The sequence below is a fragment of the uncultured Sphingomonas sp. genome (genome assembly GCF_913777625.1).
Classification (GTDB): domain Bacteria; phylum Pseudomonadota; class Alphaproteobacteria; order Sphingomonadales; family Sphingomonadaceae; genus Sphingomonas.
Window position 1 is genome coordinate 180839 of sequence record NZ_CAJYTI010000008.1, and the last position, 18563, is coordinate 199401.

Consider the following 18563-nt stretch of genomic DNA (forward strand, 5'->3'; position numbering starts at 1 on the left):
CGGCAGGCAGCAACTAGGCCACTCCGCCCTCCGCCGAGCGCTGCCAACGACTGGCGTCAGGCGCGGCCTCTTCGCGTGGGTCGTTTCCTGAGACGCTTCCGCCGCGATCATCCGCCCGCAATAGAAAAGGCGCCCGGGCCGAAGCCCGGGCGCCCCGTCGCGGCGCCTAAGGGAGGGGACGCCGCGAGCACGCGCGGTGGGTTATGCCGCGTTGGCCGTGCGATGGTCGATCGCTGCGGCAACACTGCCGGACCCCACCTGGATCTTCTTGGGCTTCATCGCCTCGGGCACTTCGCGCAGCAGCTCGATCGTCAGCAGGCCGTCGGCCAGGTCGGCGCTCTCCACCCGCACGAAATCGGCGAGTTCGAAGCGGCGCTCGAAGCTGCGGTTGGCGATGCCCAGGTGCAGATAATTGCCTTGGTTGTTCTCATTCTCCCCGGCCTTCTTGCCGGCGACCAGCAGCAGGTTCTGCTGCGCGGTGATGTCGATCTCGTCCGCCTTAAAGCCGGCCACCGCAATGGTGATGCGATAACGGTCCTCGGCAAGTCGCTCGAGGTTGAACGGCGGATAGTTTTCCGAATTCGCCTGGCGGGCGCTGGCTTCCAGCATGTCGAACAGCCGGTCGAACCCGATCGCCGAGCGACGGAAGGGAGTAAAGTCGAGCTGACGCATCTTCATATTCTCCTATGAGCAATTTGAACGTCATGGATATCGGCGCCCGGCCAACTGCCGCAACACCGGTGCGAGGCCCGGTCGGCACCTCACGACGAGAATCTGGTGTTGCGCTTTGCCATTTCAAGGGGCGGCAAAACCGCGCTAGCCACCGGTAAACAACTCCTTGCTCGCTAAACCCCATCTCCTCAGTGGAGATTGAGGCAACGACCTAAGGGGAACGAGATGAGCCTGCCGCTGATTCCGCTGTTGCTGCTGTCCGGCGCCGTCGCGCCCTTGCCCGATCCCGACAAGGCCCCCGTCGCCGCCGAACCGCAGAGCCAGAGCGGCGACATCGTCGTCACCGCGCGGCGGCGCGAGGAGCGGATCCAGGAAGTGCCGGTCGCGGTCTCCGTGCTCAGCGGGGCGACGCTCTCCGAGGCCGGGGCGTTCAACGTCGCGCGCATCCAGCAGTCGCAGCCGGCCCTGCAATTCTATTCGAGCAACCCGCGCAACACCGCGATCAACATCCGCGGCCTCGGCGCGCCGTTCGGCCTCACCAACGACGGCATCGAGCAGGGCGTCGGCTTCTATGTCGACGGGGTCTATATCGGCCGGGTCGGCGCCTCGACCTTCGACTTCGTCGATGTCGAGCGCGTCGAGGTGCTGCGCGGCCCGCAGGGCACCCTCTACGGCAAGAACACCACGGCGGGCGCGATCAACATCACCACGCGCAAGCCCAGCTTCACCCCCGAGGTGCGCTACGAGGCGAGTACCGGCAACTACAACTTCCTCCAGCTCAAGGCCTCCGCCTCCGCACCGATTGCCGACGACACGCTGGCGGTGCGGGTGTCGACGTCGGTGACCAGCCGCAAGGGCACGATCTACGACACCAGGAGCGACAGCAATTTGCACCGGCTCGACAATTACGGCGTGCGCGGCCAGCTGCTGTGGCGCGCCGCGCCGAACCTCGACCTGACGCTGTCCGGCGACTTCAACCTGCAGAACCCCTTGTGCTGCGTCCAATATTACGTCCGCACCGGGGCGACCCAGCGGCCGCTCAACCGCCAGTACGCGGCGCTCGCCGGCGCGTTCGGCTATGCGCCGCCGAGCACCAACCCGTTCGATCGCACGACCGATCTCGACGCCGACATCAATTCGCGGCAGGAAATCGGCGGTGCCTCGCTCGTGGCGAACTGGGACCTGGGCGGCGCCACCGTCACCTCGGTCAGCGCCTGGCGCTATTGGGACTGGAAGCCGGCCAACGACCGCGATTTCGTCGGATTGCCGATCACCACCGTGTCGCAGAACCCGTCGCAGCAGAAGCAGGTCTCGCAGGAGCTGCGGATCGCGTCCAACGGCAAGAACAGGCTGGACTATACTGCCGGCATCTTCCTGTTCCACCAGACGATCGACACGCAAGGGTCGCAGGTCCAGGGTTCGGCGGCGAGCCGCTGGCTGCTCAACCCGGGCGCCAGCGTGGCGCCGGGGGCGGCGGGCTGCGCGACGGCGACGACGGCGGCCTGCAATCCGCTGGTGCTCAACGGGCTGACCAGCACGAACACGATCAACTTCTCCAACACCAGCTTCGCCGTGTTCGGCAAGCTCAACTGGGAGGTCGTGCCCGGTCTGCGCTTCCAGCCGGGCCTGCGCCTCAACTACGACAAGAAAAGCGGCTTCTACGAGTCGATCGTCAGCATCCGCAACGCCCGGTATAATTTCGTCGCGACGGCGGACAACGCGGCGGCGCTGCTGGCCAGCGGGGCGGCGACCGCGGACCAGTTCAACACGCTCGCCCCGCAGCGCTACAGCCCCAAATTCGACCAGTGGAATGTCTCGGGTGACGCGACCCTGTCCTATGACTTCAGCCGCGACGTCCATGGCTATGCGACCTATGCACGCTCGTTCAAGTCGGGCGGCATCAATCTCTCCGGCCTGCCGCTCAACTCGACCAACACCGCCGTCGATCTCTCGACCCAGACGGTGAAGCCGGAGAAGGTCAATCATTTCGAGATCGGCCTGAAGAACCAGTTCTTCGATCGCCGCCTGACGCTCAACCTGGCCGGCTTCTGGACCGAGATCAGCGATTATCAGGCGACGGTGAACAACAACGCCATCAACGTGATCCGCGGCTATCTGGCGAATGCCGGCAAGGTGCGCTCGCGCGGGTTCGAATGGGATTCGTCGTTCCGCCCGAGCGCGCGCGCGAACGTCTATGTCAACGGCGCCTATACCGACGCCAAATACACCAGGTTCACCAACGCGCCGTGCCCGCCCGAGCTTTCCGGCGGCACCGCGATCACCAATCCCGCGACCCAGACGCCGGCCGCTGCGGGGACGCCGGGCTTCAGCCCGTCCTCGTGCAACATCTCCGGCCAGGTGCTGCCCGGCATCTCGAAATGGGCGCTGGGCTTTGGCGGCGAGGTCAATGCACCGGTGGCCGAGGGACAAGTCTATCTCGGCTATGACGGCAGCTGGCGCTCGCGCTTCTCGTCCAACCCGTCGCCCTCCGCCTATACCTGGATCCAGGGCTATGCGCTGTCCAACTTCCGGCTCGGCTATCGCAAGGGCAAGGTGAACGCCTTCGCCTGGGTGCGGAACGCCTTCGACAAGCGCTATTTCGAGCTGCTCTCGGTCCAGTCGGGCAATACCGGCCTGGTCGTCGGCCAGCCGGGCGATCCGCGGACCTGGGGTTTCACGATCAGCGGTTCCTTCTGATCGTGGCACAGGCTGGCCTCCCGCCATGGCCGGGGGAGGTTGGCGGGCGGGGCAGGGCGACCTGCTCCGCCCGATAGCATGGGCTCTGCGATCGCTCGAGATTCTCCGTCCTTTCCGCGAAGGCGGGAATCCATTGATGGGAGCGCCGCAGCAGGCGCCGAAACGCCCTGGCAAATGGATCCCCGCCTTCGCGGGGATGACGTGTAGAGAGAAGAAGCGCCCGGGGTTCACGGCGATGATTTGGAGACCAGGGCGGCGCCAAAACGAAAACGCCCGGACCGTTGCCGGCCCGGGCGCCTGCGTGACGAATGCTCGTCAGCCCCCTTGAACAGGATCCCGCTTCAAACATTTGCGTTACTTCGCAAATGGAGCTGGGAACCTCCCCGAACCGTGGCCTTTTTGCGCCTGCGCTTCGACGGTTTCTTGGTAGAAGCACCGAGCGCTTTTGTCACCGGTCGACAGCTTGGCGTCAGCAGTTTGCGCCAAGGCTGTGTCGAATCGGCAACAGAACGCTTTCCACGCCGCGCAACCGGCCCTAGAGGATCCGCATGCTACTCTCGCGCTACGAGCGAATGATCGCCCGCCGCTATCTGCTGCCCGGGCGCAGCGAAGCCTTTATCGCCGTCGTCGCCGGGTTCAGCCTGGTCGCCGTGATGCTCGGCGTCGCCGCGCTGATCGTGGTGATGAGCGTGATGAACGGGTTCCGCGCCGAACTGTTCGACAAGATCTCCGGGCTGAATGGCCATGCCGTGGTGCAGGGCTATAACGGCCAGCTGCGCGACTGGCGCCGCATCGCCGACGAGGCCAAGGCGCTCCCCGGCGTCACCGCCGCCACGCCGCTGATCGAGCAGCCGCTGTTCGCCAGCTATAACGGTCGCGTCGAGTTCGCGATCGTGCGCGGCATGCGGGTGCAGGACATCCAGAGCAACGCGACGCTGAAGGGCAAGGAAATCCTCGGCTCGTTCAAGAACCTCAAGCCCGGCAGCGAGCAGATCGCGATCGGCTCGCGTCTCGCCGAGGCGCTGGGCGCGACGATCGGCAGCGAGATCACCATCTACAATCCGCAGGGCGCCGCCACGCCGATGGGCACGATGTTCCGCACCGTCCAGTACAAGGTCGGCGCGGTGTTCGAGGTCGGCGTCTACGACTATGACAAGACCTATATCATCCTGCCGATGGAAGATGCGCAGACGCTGATGCTGCTCGGCGACTCGGTCGGCATGGTGCGGATCGACACCAGCAATCCCGACAAGATCGAGCAGGTCGTCGGCCCGCTCGCCGACAAGGTGCGCGATGCCGGCCAGATCACCGACTGGCGGCAGATGAACCGCGAGCTGTTCGAGGCGCTGTCGGTCGACCGCACCGTCTCGTTCACCATCCTGTCGATCATCCTGGTGGTCGCCTCGTTCAACATCATCTCCTCGCTGATCATGCTGGTGCGCGCCAAGACGCGCGACATCGCGGTGCTGCGGACGATGGGCGCGACGCGGGGCAGCATGATGAAGGTGTTCGTCGTCGTCGGCACCACCATCGGCGCGGTGGGCGTGGGGGCAGGGGGACTGCTCGCCTTCTTCTTCATCACCTATCGCGCGCAGGTGGTGTGGGCGATCGGCGCGGTCACCGGCCAGAAGGTGTGGGACCCGCAGATGCGCTTCCTCACCGAACTCCCGGCCAAGACCGACCCGTTCCAGACCTTCGCGATCTGCGCGATGGCGCTGCTCTTCACCTTCCTCGCCACCCTCTACCCCGCGTGGAAGGCAGCGAGCACCGATCCTGTCCAGGTACTGCGCTATGAGTGAACCGGTTCTCCAGACGCGCGACCTGCGCCGTAGCTTCGAACAGGGCGGGGTGCGCATCGACGTGCTGCGCGGGGTCGATCTCGACGTGATGCCCGGCGAGATCGTGGCGCTGCTCGGCCCCTCGGGGTCGGGCAAGTCGACCCTGCTCCAGGCGGTAGGGCTGCTCGAAGGCGGGTTCGAGGGATCGATCCGCATCGTCGGCGAGGAAGCGGCCAAGCTTTCGGCGAGCGGGCGGACCGAGGTGCGGCGCGAACGGCTGGGGTTCGTCTACCAGTTCCACCATCTGCTGCCGGACTTCGACGCGACCGAGAATGTCGTGCTGCCGCAGCTGATCCGCGGTGCCGAGCGTCCTGCCGCCCAGGCGCGCGCGACCGAATTGCTGACGACGCTGGGGCTCGGCCACCGGCTGACCCACCGGCCCAACCAGCTTTCCGGCGGCGAACAGCAGCGCGTCGCGGTCGCCCGCGCGCTCGCCAACCGCCCGCCCTTGGTGCTGGCGGACGAGCCGACCGGCAATCTCGACGAGGCGACCTCGAACCGCGTGTTCGACGAATTCCTCAACCTGGTGCGCGGCGAGGGCTCGGCGGCGCTGGTCGCGACCCATAACGAACGGCTGGCGGCGCGGATGGACCGCGTCGTGCGGCTGCACGAAGGACGATTGGAGGAACCCGCATGAGCGACGCATCCACGACCGCGCTTCCCATCACGAGCATCCCGGTCACGCTGCCGGACGGCACGACCAGCGACCTGTCCGCCTTTGCCGGCCAGGTGCTGCTGGTGGTCAACACCGCCTCCAAATGCGGGTTCACGCCGCAGTACAAGGAGCTGGAGGCGCTGTGGCGCAGCTACAAGGATCGCGGCTTCGCGGTGCTGGCCTTCCCGTGCAACCAGTTCGGCGCGCAGGAGCCGGGCAATGCCGAGGAAATCGCGAGTTTCTGCTCGCTCACCTATGACGTGACCTTCCCGGTCTATGCCAAGGTCGACGTCAACGGCAGCAACGCCGCACCCTTGTTCCAGGCGCTCAAGGCGCAGGCACCGGGCGTACTAGGCACGGAAGCGATCAAGTGGAATTTCACCAAGTTCCTGGTGGGCCGCGATGGCAAGGTGGTGGAGCGCTATGCCCCGACGACCGCGCCCCGCGCCATCGCCGCAGATATCGAAGCGCTGCTATAATCCCCGGGGGAAAAAGCACGGCCGGAACGGGAGGTGTGTGGATGTCCCGGCCGCACTTCTCGTTTATCATAGTTGCAAACCTGCGCACCTATAAATTAGTCCGTTTCGGTTGTATTGGTCGGTCGGACGCAAAAGCTGTGGAGAAGCCCGCCTGCGGGTTGGCAAAATGCCGCGCGCGCTCCTAGGTTCGGGCATGGCGCATTCCGGTTTCGTACCTCTTCGGGTTTTCTCCTGCTACACCATGCTGGAAGGGGCGATCGACCCCAAGGCGATCGCCAAGCACGCCAAGAACCACGGCTTCCCCGCCATCGCGGTTGCCGATCGCAACGGCCTCTATGCCGCGATGAGCTTTTCAGACGCGGCCAAGAAGGCGGGCGTCCAGCCGATCGTCGGCACGTTGCTGGCGGTGAAGCGCTCGAACCTGGCCGAGGGGCTGAACGTGCCGATCGACTGGCTCGCGCTCTACGCGCAGGACCAGACCGGCTATGAGAATCTCTGCCACCTCGTCTCGCAGGCGCATCTCGACCGCCCGATCGAGGAGGACGCGCATGTGCCCTTCGCGGCGCTGACCGGCCACACCGACGGGCTGCTCTGCCTGACCGCGGGCGCCGAGGGCGCGCTCGCCCGGCTCTATGCCGAGGGGCAGGACAAGACCGCCGAGGCCTATGCCACCCAGCTCGAGGCGCTGTTCCCGGACCGGCTCTATGTCGAGATCGCCCGCCGCCAGAACGAGGTAGAGACGCGGGCCGAGGCCAAGCTGGTCGACCTGGCCTATGCCCGCAACCTGCCGCTGGTCGGCACCAACCCGGCCTGCTTCGCCGAGGCCGACTTCTACGACGCGCATGACGCGATGCTCTGCATTGCGAACTCGACCTATCTCGAAACCGACGATCGCCCGCGCTCCTCGCCCGAGGCCTGGCTCAAGCCGGCCGAGACGATGAAGACCAGTTTCGCCGACCTGCCCGAGGCGATCGAGAACACGCTCGTCGTCGCCCAGCGCTGCGCCTATGCCGCGCCCAAGCGCAAGCCGATCCTGCCCAGCCTCGCCGGCGACCGCGAAGGCGAGGCGGCGATGCTGCGCGAGCGGAGCTGGCAGGGGCTGAAGGACCGGCTCGATTTCGCCGGGATTACCGATCCCGCCGAAGTGGAGGTCTACAACCAGCGCCTCCAGTTCGAGCTCGACATCATCATCCAGATGGGGTTCCCGGGCTACTTTCTGATCGTTGCCGACTTCATCCAATGGGCGAAATCGAACGACATTCCGGTGGGGCCGGGGCGTGGTTCGGGCGCGGGCTCGGCGGTCGCCTGGGCGCTGACCATCACCGATCTCGATCCGCTCAAGCTGGGCCTACTGTTCGAACGCTTCCTCAACCCGGAACGCGTCTCGATGCCCGACTTCGACATCGACTTCTGCGAAACCCGGCGCGGCGAAGTGATCCGCTACGTCCAGGAGAAATATGGCCGCGATCACGTCGCGCAGATCATCACCTTCGGGACGATGAAGGCGCGCGCGGTGATCAAGGACGTCGGCCGCGTCCTGCAGATGAGCTATGGCCAGGTCGATCGCCTCGCCAAGCAGATCCCGAACCACCCGACCGACCCCTGGACCCTCGAGCGCACGCTGAACGGCGTGAGCGAATTCCTCGCCGAATATAACGGCAACGAGGATGTGAAGCGCCTCGTCGACCTCTCCATGCGCATGGAAGGCCTGCCGCGGCACAGCTCGACCCACGCCGCCGGCGTGGTGATCGGCGACCGGCCGCTCGCCCAGCTGGTGCCGCTCTACCGCGATCCGCGCTCGGACATGCCGGTCACCCAGTTCGACATGAAGAATGTCGAGGGCGCGGGGCTGGTGAAGTTCGACTTTCTCGGCCTCAAGACGCTGTCGGTGCTCAAGAAGGCGGTGGTGCTGCTCGCCAAGCGCGGCGTCGATGTGAACCTGGATCGGCTCGATTGGGACGACGAGGGCGTCTATGCGCTCCTCCAGCGCGGCGACACGGTGGGCGTGTTCCAGCTCGAATCTGAAGGCATGCGGCGTACGCTGACCGCGGTGCGGCCGACCAATTTCGGCGACATCGTCGCGCTCGTCTCGCTCTACCGCCCGGGCCCGATGGACAACATCCCGATGTTCGGCGCGCGCAAGGCCGGGCGCGAGCCGATCGTCTATCCGCACGACCTGCTCGAGCCGATCCTGAAGGAGACCTACGGGATCTTCGTCTATCAGGAACAGGTGATGCAGGCGGCGCAGATCCTCGCCGGCTATACGCTCGGCGGCGCAGACATGCTGCGGCGCGCGATGGGCAAGAAGGTCAAGGCGGAGATGGATGCCCAGCGCAGCATCTTCGTGAAGGGCTGCAAGGAGGTCAACGACATCCCGGCAGCCAAGGCCAACGAGCTGTTCGACTTGATCGACAAGTTCGCCGGCTATGGCTTCAACAAGTCGCATGCCGCCGCCTATGCGCTGCTCGCCTATCAGACCGCGTGGCTCAAGGCGCACCATCCGCACGAATTCTTCGCCGCCTCGATGGCCTATGACATCCACCAGACCGACAAGCTGGCGGTGTTCGCCGACGACATGCGGCGGCTCGGCATCGAGGCGACGTCGCCCGACATCAACGCCAGCGAGGCCGACTTCACCGTGCAGGCGCAGGGCGAGGGGCTGGCGGTGCGCTATGCGCTCGGCGCGCTCAAGGGCGTGGGCGAGCGGGCGATGGAACTGCTGGTCGAGGAGCGCGAGAAGAACGGCCGCTTCGCCAGCCTCGACGATTTCGCCAAGCGCGTCGATCCACGCGTGCTCAACAAGCGCCAGCTCGAAACGCTCGCCTCGGCGGGGGCGTTCGACAGCATCGAGCCGAACCGGGCGGGCGTGCATGCCGCCGCCGAGACGATCCTCGCGGTCGCCCAGCGCGACCATGCCAGCCGGATGAGCGGGCAGGGCGGGCTGTTCGGCGATGCCGAGCCGGCGGGCGGCGGGATCACTGTGCCCAAGGACGCGGTCTGGTCGATGTCCGACAAGATCAACGCCGAGAAGGATGCCTTCGGCTATTATTTCTCGGCGCATCCGCTCGATCGCTACGAGCACCTGTTCCGTGGGCAGGGCGTGCGCGACATCGCCAGCCTGCCCGACATGCAGATCCCCGAGGGCGCGCGGGTCAATGCGCAGATCGCGGCGCTGATCGAGGATTGCCGCTACCGCACGTCGGCGCGCGGCAACCGCTATCTGATGGCGACGATCTCGGACCGCAGCGCGCAGATCCAGACCTCGTGCTTCGAGGAGCTGATCGCCAAGGACATGGAGGCCTGCGCCAACGGCACCGGCTGCGCGATCCTGACGCTGGAGCTCGACAAGCGCCCCGGCGAGGATACGCCGCGCGCGGCGGTGAAGCGGGTGCAGCCCTTCGATACGCTGGCAGGCACCACCCAGCTGGTGCTGGAGATCCGCATCCAGGATCCGGCCGTTCCCGCGCAGCTGGCCGAACTCGTCGGCGAGCTGCGCGGCGGGGGCAGGGGCGAGATCCTCGTCCACGCGCCGATCGAGGATGGCGAGGCGACGGTGATGCTCGGTCGCGGCTTCCGGCTCGATACCGAGCTGGCGGCGCGGATCGAGGGGATGCCGGGGGTGTCGGCGGCGTCGCTGGTGCCCGCGAGCATGAAGCTGCAGGCGGCGGCCTGACCGATGCCGTCATGCCAGCGAAAGCTGGCATCTCCTGCAGCGCGCTGCGACGGTTTGGCTGTAACGGGAGGCCCCAGCTTTCGCTGGGGCGACGGTCGCGCTGATGGGATCCATCTTCCGGTACGTCGCTTTCCGGAAACACGATGTAACCCTTCGCCCTCTCGACTTCGCCCGGTGAACGCGTATCTTCCGCCCAAACGGCCACGCAATGGAGAGGCATATGCTGGGCGGCATGCAGGATTTCGAACTTCGGGTATCCACTCTGCTCGACCACGCCGCGCGCGAGCACGGGCCGCGCGAGATCGTGACGCGCTGGGCGGACGGCAGCGAGACGCGGACGAGCTGGGCCGGCATCGCGCACGACGCGCGGCGGATGGCGCAGGCGCTGGAGCGGCTCGGCATCCGGAAGGGCGACCGCGTTGCGACGCTGGCGATGAACCACAGCCGCCACCTCGTCGCCTGGTACGGCGCGACCGGCATGGGCGCGCTGATCCACACGATCAACCCGCGCCTGTTCGACGACCAGCTCGCCTTTATCGGCAACCATGCCGAGGACCGGGTGCTGCTCTACGACCGGATGTTCGCGCCCGTGGTCGAGCGATTGAAGCCGCACTGGACGACGATCGAGCACTATATCTGCTTCGACGATCCCGGCCCCGACGGCTTCGAGGCGTGGATCGGCGCCGAGGACGGCAACTATGCCTGGGTGCAGGGTAGCGAGCGCGAGCCGATGATGCTGTGCTACACCAGCGGCACCACCGGCAACCCCAAGGGCGTGGTATACACGCACCGCTCCACGGTGCTCCACGCGCTCACCGAGCTGCAGCCGGCCGAGTTCGACCTTTCCACCCAGTCGGTGGCGATGCCGATCGTGCCGATGTTCCATGCGGTCGGCTGGGGGCTGCCCTGGGCGGCACCGGCGGTCGGCGCGAAGATGGTGTTCTCGGCGCTCAACGATCCCAAGATCCTGTGCGATCTGATGAACCGCGAGAAGGTCACCCACTCGGCAGGCGTGCCGACGGTATGGTTCGCGATGTTCCAGCATATCGATGCGACCGGCGAGGCGCCGAAGCACCTCAAGATCGTCACCATCGGCGGCTCGGCCGCGCCGCGGGCGATGATCGAGCGGCTGATGAAGATGGGGATGCGGGTCAATCACGCCTGGGGGATGACCGAGACCAGCCCGATCGGCACGATGGGCGCGCCGTCGCCCGACTGGGACGCGCTGAGCTTCGACGCGCAGGTCGATCAGGTGAGCAAGCAGGGCAAGGTACCCTACGGCGTCGAGCTGCGTACGGTGGACGATGAAGGCAATGTCCTGCCCCGCGACGGCCAGACCTCCGGCCGCTTGCAGGTGCGCGGGCCCTGGGTGGTCTCCCAATATTATCGCGAGGAGACGCCCGCGATCGATGCCGACAATTGGTTCGATACCGGTGACGTCGCGGTGCTCCACCCCGATGGGGTGATGCAGATCACCGATCGGGCGAAGGACGTGATCAAGTCCGGCGGCGAATGGATCAGCTCGGTCGAGCTGGAGAATTGCGCGGTAGGATGCGCGGGCGTCGCCGAGGCGGCGGCGATCGGCGTGCACCATCCGCGCTGGGAGGAGCGACCCATCCTGCTGGTGGTACGCAAGCCCGGGAGTGACGTCAGCGCGGCCGAGATCCTCGCGCATCTGACCCAGCACGTCGCCAAATGGTGGCTGCCGGACGAGATCCACTTCGTGGAGAGCCTGCCGCACACCGCCACCGGCAAGCTGCTGAAGATGGAAATCCGCAAGCAGTACAAGGATTATTCGCTGCAGGCGGCGTGAGGGCGCGGCAATCCTCTCCATAGTCATCCCGGCGAAAGCCGGGATCCATTCGCCGCTCCGTGGCAGAAGGAACCGCGACGGCGACCCCAATGGATTCCGGCTTTCGCCGGAATGACCGGTGGGGGGAGGAGGCTCCCCCCACCCCCGACCTACTTACTTCCCCGCGATAATCGCCGCGCTCACTTCGCCGGCCTTGGCGTCGCGGAAGCGGGCGCAGGTGCGGATCGTCTCGACCGCGCGGTCGAGGTTGAGCGTGCTGCCCTTGCTGGTCGGCCGCAGCTTGGCATCCACCGCATCGGCCTGCGCGTTCGAGCAGAGTGCGCCGAACATCTGCGCCGCGCGGCCCGAGAACACGCCGCCGCCGCCGCCATTCTGCACGAACTCGTCGAAATGCGCGATCATGAAGTCGCTGGCGAGATCGCGGGTGTAAGGCGAGCGCAGGAAGCCGGCGACGGTGAACAGCCGCTGGCGCGCGCTGATGCGGGGGTCCTTGAAGTCGTTGAGGAACCAGCGTGCGACGTCCGGATTGGCCGAGGTCGTCACGCCTTGGCCCAGCGCCTGGAACAGCTGCGGCCGGTCCTTGGCCTTGGCGATCAGCTGCTCGACGAACGGCACGCCGCGCTCGTTGATCGCGACCGCGGCCGCGACGCCGCGATAGTCGGGATCGAGCGCCTTGTCGTCGCCGGCTACGAAGGCGTCGAACGCGGTGAGCAGCTTGGTGCGGGTCGCCGCATCATGACCGGTCACGCCCACGAGGTTCACCAGATCCTTGCGCAGCTCGCGCTGGTCGGCCTCTTCCTTGGCATAGGCATCGGTCGCCGGATCGAAGCCGATCTTGGCGAGCATCGGGCCATAGAGTTCGACGAACAGCTTGCGATAGGCGGGCAGCGCCTCCGGCGTGATCACGCCGCGCTTCTCCAGGTCGCGCAGCCGATCGGCATTGTCGAATACGATCTTGTTCGACGGGTGCCTGGCCGCCGCGCGGGTAAGCGCGATCGCGCGGGTCACCGGGCTGCGGCCGGCATAGAAGCTGGCCCAGGCGCTGTCGTCCACCGCCAGCACTTCGGCAGCGGGGAGGGTGGGCGTGGCGGCGATCAGCGCGTCCCAATCGGCAGGGTCGAGCTCGAAGCGATAATAGCCCCAGCCGCCGGCGTTGGGCACCAGCGTGCCGCTCCCCTTGGCGGAGACGGTCATGCTCGGCTTGTCAAGCAGGGTGCAGTCCTTGCTGTCGCCCTGGCGGAGGCACAGCGGTACCACCCATTGCTGGGGGGCGAGGTTCGCGCCGAAGAAGCCGTAGCGCGACTGGGTGGCGGTGAGCGCGGTCCCATCGCGGTGCAGCGTCACCAGCGGCACGCCCTGCTGGTCGACGAAGCTCTTCAGCGACGCCAGCACGCGCGGATCGTGCGCGGCATCGGCCAGCGAACCGAAGAACTGCTCGGTGCTGGCATTGCCATAGGCATGGCGCTTCATGTGCAGCCGCACGCCGTCGCGGAACTGGGTGTCGCCCATATAGGCGGCGATCATCGCGACGACCTGGCCGCCCTTGCCATAGGTGATCTGGTCGAAGGCAGCGTCGATATCGCCGTCGCGCAGGATCTGCTGGTGGATCGGCCGGCCCGCGGCGAGCGCGTCCAGGTCCATCGCCTGGAAGCCTTCCTCGATCGCGTTCAGTTCGATGGCGAGGCCCGGGCGCCATTCATTGCCGATGCGATAGCCCATCCAGTTGGCGAAGCTTTCGTTCAGCCAGATGTCATCCCACCAGGCGGGGGTGACGAGATCGCCGAACCACTGGTGGGCGAGTTCGTGCGCGACGACCATGCCGAACGCCTGCTTGCGCTCGCTGGGGGCCTTTTCGTCGAGGAAGATGATGCCGTCGCCGTAAATGTCGGCGCCGGCATTCTCCATCGCACCCGGCATGATCGGCGAGCCGATCTGGTCGAGCTTGGGGAAGGGGAAGGGCTGGCCGAAATAATTCTCGAGCAGCGAGACGATCTTGCCCGATTCCTTCAGCGCGAAGTCGAGCTGGCCGGCATTGGGCTTGGTGCCGACGACGCCCAGCGGCATCGGGGTGCTGCGCTGCGGCGTCGGCGGGATCAGCGCCGAGGCGGTGGCGAACGGGCCGGTGACCAGCGCGACCAGATAGGTGGGCAGCGGCTTGGTGGGCGCGAACTGGTGGCGGACCAGCTCGCCGGCCTTGGTCTTGCTCGCCTCGGGCGCGTTGCTCACCGCGGTGAAGCCGGGCTTGGTGGTGATCGCGACGGTAAAGGGCGTCTTGTAGCCCGGCTCGTCGAACGACGGGAAGGCGGCGCGTGCCTCGATCGATTCGAACTGGGTCCAGGCGTACCACTGCTTGTCGATGTTGAGATGGTACATGCCCTGGGTACCGGTGCCAAAGGCGGCGTCATAGTCGAACACCAGGGTCACGCGGCCGGCGGGGAGCGTCTTGCCGAAATCGAGCTGCGCCAAGCCGGTGGGGCTCTTCTGGGTGAAGGTAGCCGGCAGCGTCTTGCGGCCGGCGCGTACCGTCGCCTTGGCGATGTGCAGGTCGCGACCGTGCATCCACAGGCTGCTCGCCGGCGCCTTCAGGTCGACGTCGATCTCGGTATGGCCCGAGAAGCGCTCCTTTTCGGGCACGACCGTGAAATCCAGCCGATAGGCAATCGGCGTGGCCGCATCGGGCAGCTTGCCGGTGGGCTGGGCGGGCGTCTGGGCGAACGCGGCGACGGGGAGAAACAGGGCGCTGGTGGCGAAGAGAAGGGCGCGCATCGGGGCTCCGAAGTTGGATGATCGCGCGAAGCTTAGGCGGGGTGCTGCCTTGCCGCAATAGTACAGCCGGACGCCTAAACGGCTTGCCCGATGAGTGCCGCTCCTTATGGTATCGCTATCAATGGTGGTTGGGAGAGGATCGATGGCACGGATGCTGCGCTGGGTCGCGGTGGGGCTGCTGGCGGCAGCCACGGCGCAGGCGACGCCGGGGGATCGCTGGACGACCGCCTGGTGGACGTCCCAGCTGGCGCTGGAAGGGCAGAACGCGCTGCCCGCCGCCGACCTCACCGACGCGACGCTGCGCCAGATCGTTCGCCTGCAAGGGCCTGCGACGCGGCTGCGGGTGCGGTTCTCGAACCGGTTCGGCACGGCGCCGCTCACCATCGACGGCGCGTCGATCGCGCGCGCCGTGGATGTCGCCAGCCCCCGCATCGACGGCGCGACGCAGCGCCCCTTGCGCTTCGCCGGCGCATCTACGGTGACCATCCCGGCGGGCGCCGACTATTGGAGCGACCCGGTGGAGATCGGCGCTCCGGCAGGCGCGGACCTCGCCATCTCGCTCTACATGGCACAGCCGCCCGCGCAGCAGACCGGCCATCCGGGCGCGCGTGCGACCTCCTATGTCGTGCATGGCAATCATGCGGGGGACGCCGACCTCCGCGAGGCCAAGACCGTCGACCACTGGTTCCAGATCGCCGGCATCGAGGCGGTGGCGCCCAAGGCGCGGGCCATCGTCGCCTTCGGGGACTCGATCACCGACGGCTACGGGGTGAAGCCCAACACCAATGCGCGCTGGACCGACGCCCTCCAGCGCCGCCTGCGCAGGGTGCCGGGCATGGAGGCGGTGGCCGTGCTGAATGCCGGCATCGGCGGCAACCGGCTGCTCAACGACGGGCTCGGCCCGAATGCGCTCGCCCGGTTCGACCATGACGTGATCGGCCAGCCGGGGGTGAGTCATCTCATCGTGCTGGAAGGCGTGAACGACCTCGGCACGCTCACCCGCGACGCGCCGGTTTCGGCCGAGGCCCATGCCGCGCTGGTGACGCGGATGATCGACGCATATCGGCAGATCCTCCTGCGCGCCCATGCCCGCGGCATCAAGGTGATCGGGGCGACGATCATGCCCTATGCGGGCTCGGCCTATTATCACCCGGATGCGCAGAACGAGGCCGATCGCCAGGCGGTCAACCGCTGGATCCGGACGTCCGGGCATTTCGACGCGGTGATCGACTTCGATGCCGCGATGCGCGATCCGGCCGATCCCGGACGTCTGCGCAAGGACTATGACAGCGGCGACGGGCTGCACCCCTCGGTGGCCGGCTATGCGGCGATGGCGCAGGCGGTGCCGCTCGCGGTGTTGCGCTAGCGAACCGAATGCGCTTAGTGTGTTTCACAGATAACACACTGGAGCGCCCATGCGATCTGCCTTTGCGAGCCTCCTGCTGGCGATGGCGCTGGCCCAGCCGGTCGCTGCCGCCGCGGCGCGGCCGGCTGCGACGGGTGCCAGGGGCTCGAAGCCAGCCGGCTATCGCGCGACGCTGACCCACCAGGCCGATGGCAGCTGGCTGCTCGACTATCGTTTCCGAAAGGCGGCGCCCGCCTGGTTCTTCCTGCGCTCCTTCCCGAAACTCGATGGCAGCTCCTGGCGGGCGGCGAGCTGGCGGGTGGAGACGCCGGGCGTGGCGCTGGAGCGGATCGGCGCGTATGACGTGTTGCGGGCTGCCGGCGGTGATCTTCGCCGGGTGCGCATTCGGGTGACGCCCTATGACCGCTCGCTCAAGGCGGACTATAGCCCGTTCCTGAAGTTCTCGGATGGCGGCATTGCGGTGTTCGACGGCCATTATGCGCTGGTGCCGCTGCACCAGGTCGACGCGGCCGCGCGGCTGCCTTCCGACCTCAACGGCGTCGATGTCGAGATCCTGCCGGCGACGCTCGCGATCCGCTGGTCGGGCCAGCCGCTGCTGGCGCGCGGGGTGCGCACGCAAGGCCTGGCACGCAGCGATCTGCGTGGCGAGCCGGGCTATGTCTATGCGGGTCCGGCGCGCGTCCGGGAGACGCCAGCCTATGCGGGGATCATCGATCCGCAGCTGCCCGGCTGGATCGCCGAGGAACTGGACGGGCTGACGCCGCGCCTGTTCGCGCTCTACGCCGCGAAACTGGGGCAGGGCGCGACGCCGCGGCCGATGGCGATGGTCGCCTGGGGCGGCGGATCGGAGCCGGGCATGTCGTTCGGCGGAAGCGTGCTGCCGGGCACCGTGGTGATGCGGATTGCCGGACGCCAGACCGTCGCGCCCAGCGCCGCCATCCACACGCGGCTGCGCTGGTTCTTCGGGCACGAATCCGCGCATTTCTGGCTGGGGCAGACGGTGCGCTACCGCCGCCGCGCCGAGGCCTGGATCACCGAGGGCGGCGCCGACATGCTCGCCATTCGTGCACTGGAGACGCTGGTGCCGGGCTATGATCCGCGGCCCGAACTCCAGCGCGAGGTCGACGACTGCGTGCAGATGACGGGCGTGGGCAAGCCCTTGTCGGGGGCGGCTGCGCGCGGGGATGTGCGGACCAACTATGCCTGCGGTGCCACGCTGCTGATTGCGGTGGAGGGCGCGCGGCGCCAGCGCGACGCCGGCGCCGATCTGTTCGGCTGGGTGCGACGCTTCATCGATGCCCACCGTGCCGAGGGGCATGTCTCGCAGGCGGACTGGCTGGCGGCATTCGACGCGACGGTGGCCGACCCGGCTGCGCGCGCCTCGGTACGGCGCTTCCTGGACGAGGGTGTTCCCGACCCTGTCGCCTTTGTCGACGCGCTGTTCGAGGCCTGCGGGGTCGCGCATCACCGCGAGGGCGATCGCATCCTGCTCGGGCCTGCCTAGAACAGCTCGCCCTGCGGACCTGCCGGCGGCCGGAACAGGTCGGTGCGCAGCCGCATCCGCTCGCCGTCCAGCCCATGGCGCTTGACCGCGCGGGTGAAGCGGGTGCGGAGCAGATCGGCCCAGGGGCCTTGGCCACGCATGCGGGTGAAGAAGCCGGGATCATTGTCCTTGCCGCCGCGGAGCGACTGGATCGTCGCCATCACCTTGCCCGCGCGATCGGGGAAATGCGCGTCGAGCCAGGCGCGGAACAGCGGCGCCACTTCCCAGGGCAGCCGCACCGGCAGGAAGAAGGCGCCGCGCGCACCCGCCTCGGCCGCGCGCTCGAGGATATGCTCCATCTCGTGATCGGTGACGTGCGGGATCACCGGCGACATCGAGACGAACACCGGCACGCCGGCTTGCGTGAGGGTACGGATCGCGGCCAGCCGGCGTTCGGGGTGCGGCGCGCGCGGCTCCACCGTCATCGCGATTCCAGGATCGAGCGAGGTGACCGAGAGCATCACCGCCGCCAGCCCCTGTGCCGCCATCGGCGCGAGCAGATCGATGTCCTGCACCACCCGGTTCGACTTGGTGGTGATCGTCACCGGATGGCGGCATTCGGCGAGCAGTTCGAGGCAGCCGCGGGTGACCCGCCAGGTGGATTCGATCGGCTGATAGGGATCGGTATTGGTGCCGAACGCGATCGGCTTGCAGACATAGCCGCGCTTGCCGAGCTCGGCGCGGAGCAGCGCGGGCGCGGTCGGCTTGGCGAACAGCCGGCTTTCGAAGTCGAGCCCGGGGGAGAGGTCCAGATAGGCATGGCTCGGCCGGGCGAAGCAGTAGATGCAGCCATGCTCGCAGCCGCGATACGGATTTACCGACTGCTCGAAGCCGATATCGGGCGACTGGTTGCGGCTGATGATCGTGCGCGGGGTTTCCACCGTCACGGTGGTGCGCAGCGGCGGCGGGGCGCCGTCGATCGCTTCCTGCGCATCCAGCCAGTCGCCGTCCGCCTCGCGCGCGGGGAGGTTGAAGCGGGCGCTCGCATCGTTGAACGTGGCTCCGCGAACCGGGCGAGTCTTTGCCATTGCGCGATCCTAGGGGATCGTGTAGAACATAGC

The 18563-nt window shown here is 67.3% G+C and carries 11 protein-coding genes; 8 read left to right on the forward strand and 3 right to left on the reverse strand.

Going from position 1 to position 18563, the window contains the following annotated elements; all coding sequences use genetic code 11:
- Window positions 1-201: 201 nt before the first annotated feature.
- On the reverse strand, window positions 202-678 hold the full coding sequence (locus tag QZ814_RS04700) for an Hsp20 family protein (RefSeq protein ID WP_294329924.1): 477 nt from the start codon (window positions 676-678) through the stop codon (window positions 202-204).
- Window positions 679-897: 219 nt separating this feature from the next.
- Between QZ814_RS04700 and QZ814_RS04705 the strand changes: the two genes are divergently transcribed.
- The 6 genes from QZ814_RS04705 to QZ814_RS04730 all read left to right on the forward strand — a co-directional run bounded on the left by QZ814_RS04705 (window position 898) and on the right by QZ814_RS04730 (window position 11827).
- Window positions 898-3369, forward strand: a complete 2472-nt coding sequence (locus tag QZ814_RS04705) for a TonB-dependent receptor (RefSeq protein ID WP_294329925.1) — start codon at window positions 898-900, stop codon at window positions 3367-3369.
- A 548-nt stretch (window positions 3370-3917) separates the two neighbouring features.
- The gene (locus QZ814_RS04710) at window positions 3918-5168 is read left to right on the forward strand and encodes a lipoprotein-releasing ABC transporter permease subunit (protein WP_294329926.1); all 1251 of its coding nucleotides are present in this window, start codon (window positions 3918-3920) and stop codon (window positions 5166-5168) included.
- Window positions 5161-5844, forward strand: a complete 684-nt coding sequence (locus QZ814_RS04715; RefSeq protein ID WP_294329927.1) for an ABC transporter ATP-binding protein — start codon at window positions 5161-5163, stop codon at window positions 5842-5844. Before QZ814_RS04710 ends, QZ814_RS04715 begins: the two co-directional genes overlap by 8 nt.
- On the forward strand, window positions 5841-6341 hold the full coding sequence (locus QZ814_RS04720) for a glutathione peroxidase (protein ID WP_294329928.1): 501 nt from the start codon (window positions 5841-5843) through the stop codon (window positions 6339-6341). The genes QZ814_RS04715 and QZ814_RS04720 overlap by 4 nt, the downstream gene beginning before the upstream one ends.
- Before the next feature lie 193 nt (window positions 6342-6534).
- The gene (gene dnaE / locus QZ814_RS04725) at window positions 6535-10014 is read left to right on the forward strand and encodes a DNA polymerase III subunit alpha (protein ID WP_294329929.1); all 3480 of its coding nucleotides are present in this window, start codon (window positions 6535-6537) and stop codon (window positions 10012-10014) included.
- A 220-nt stretch (window positions 10015-10234) separates the two neighbouring features.
- On the forward strand, window positions 10235-11827 hold the full coding sequence (locus QZ814_RS04730) for a long-chain fatty acid--CoA ligase (RefSeq protein ID WP_294329930.1): 1593 nt from the start codon (window positions 10235-10237) through the stop codon (window positions 11825-11827).
- Window positions 11828-11980: 153 nt separating this feature from the next.
- Here the strand turns inward: QZ814_RS04730 and QZ814_RS04735 are convergent, their stop codons facing one another.
- Window positions 11981-14593 carry a M1 family metallopeptidase gene (locus tag QZ814_RS04735; RefSeq protein ID WP_294329931.1) on the reverse strand — a complete coding sequence of 871 codons (2613 nt, stop codon included), beginning with the start codon at window positions 14591-14593 and terminating at the stop codon, window positions 11981-11983.
- A gap of 142 nt (window positions 14594-14735) precedes the next feature.
- On the opposite strand from QZ814_RS04735, the gene QZ814_RS04740 reads away from it, so the two are divergent.
- Together QZ814_RS04740 and QZ814_RS04745 are read left to right on the forward strand one after the other, a co-directional pair.
- Window positions 14736-15959, forward strand: coding sequence for an SGNH/GDSL hydrolase family protein (locus QZ814_RS04740; protein WP_294329932.1), 1224 nt, complete (start codon window positions 14736-14738; stop codon window positions 15957-15959).
- Between the two features lie 49 nt (window positions 15960-16008).
- Window positions 16009-17463 carry a hypothetical protein gene (locus QZ814_RS04745; RefSeq protein WP_294329933.1) on the forward strand — a complete coding sequence of 485 codons (1455 nt, stop codon included), beginning with the start codon at window positions 16009-16011 and terminating at the stop codon, window positions 17461-17463.
- Here QZ814_RS04745 and QZ814_RS04750 read toward each other — a convergent pair.
- Complete coding sequence (locus QZ814_RS04750; protein ID WP_294329934.1) at window positions 17460-18530, reverse strand: PA0069 family radical SAM protein; 1071 nt, start codon at window positions 18528-18530, stop codon at window positions 17460-17462. The two genes, QZ814_RS04745 and QZ814_RS04750, sit on opposite strands and share 4 nt — an antisense overlap.
- Between the last annotated feature and the right edge of the window lie 33 nt (window positions 18531-18563).

Excerpts from the sequence above, each read along its gene's own strand:
- QZ814_RS04700 (WP_294329924.1), bottom strand. The coding sequence starts at position 678 with ATGAAGATGCGTCAGCTCGACTTTACTCCCTTCCGTCGCTCGGCGATC.
- QZ814_RS04705 (WP_294329925.1), top strand. The coding sequence starts at position 898 with ATGAGCCTGCCGCTGATTCCGCTGTTGCTGCTGTCCGGCGCCGTCGCG.
- QZ814_RS04710 (WP_294329926.1), top strand. The coding sequence starts at position 3,918 with ATGCTACTCTCGCGCTACGAGCGAATGATCGCCCGCCGCTATCTGCTG.
- QZ814_RS04715 (WP_294329927.1), top strand. The coding sequence starts at position 5,161 with ATGAGTGAACCGGTTCTCCAGACGCGCGACCTGCGCCGTAGCTTCGAA.
- QZ814_RS04720 (WP_294329928.1), top strand. The coding sequence starts at position 5,841 with ATGAGCGACGCATCCACGACCGCGCTTCCCATCACGAGCATCCCGGTC.
- dnaE (WP_294329929.1), top strand. The coding sequence starts at position 6,535 with ATGGCGCATTCCGGTTTCGTACCTCTTCGGGTTTTCTCCTGCTACACC.
- QZ814_RS04730 (WP_294329930.1), top strand. The coding sequence starts at position 10,235 with ATGCTGGGCGGCATGCAGGATTTCGAACTTCGGGTATCCACTCTGCTC.
- QZ814_RS04735 (WP_294329931.1), bottom strand. The coding sequence starts at position 14,593 with ATGCGCGCCCTTCTCTTCGCCACCAGCGCCCTGTTTCTCCCCGTCGCC.
- QZ814_RS04740 (WP_294329932.1), top strand. The coding sequence starts at position 14,736 with ATGGCACGGATGCTGCGCTGGGTCGCGGTGGGGCTGCTGGCGGCAGCC.
- QZ814_RS04745 (WP_294329933.1), top strand. The coding sequence starts at position 16,009 with ATGCGATCTGCCTTTGCGAGCCTCCTGCTGGCGATGGCGCTGGCCCAG.
- QZ814_RS04750 (WP_294329934.1), bottom strand. The coding sequence starts at position 18,530 with ATGGCAAAGACTCGCCCGGTTCGCGGAGCCACGTTCAACGATGCGAGC.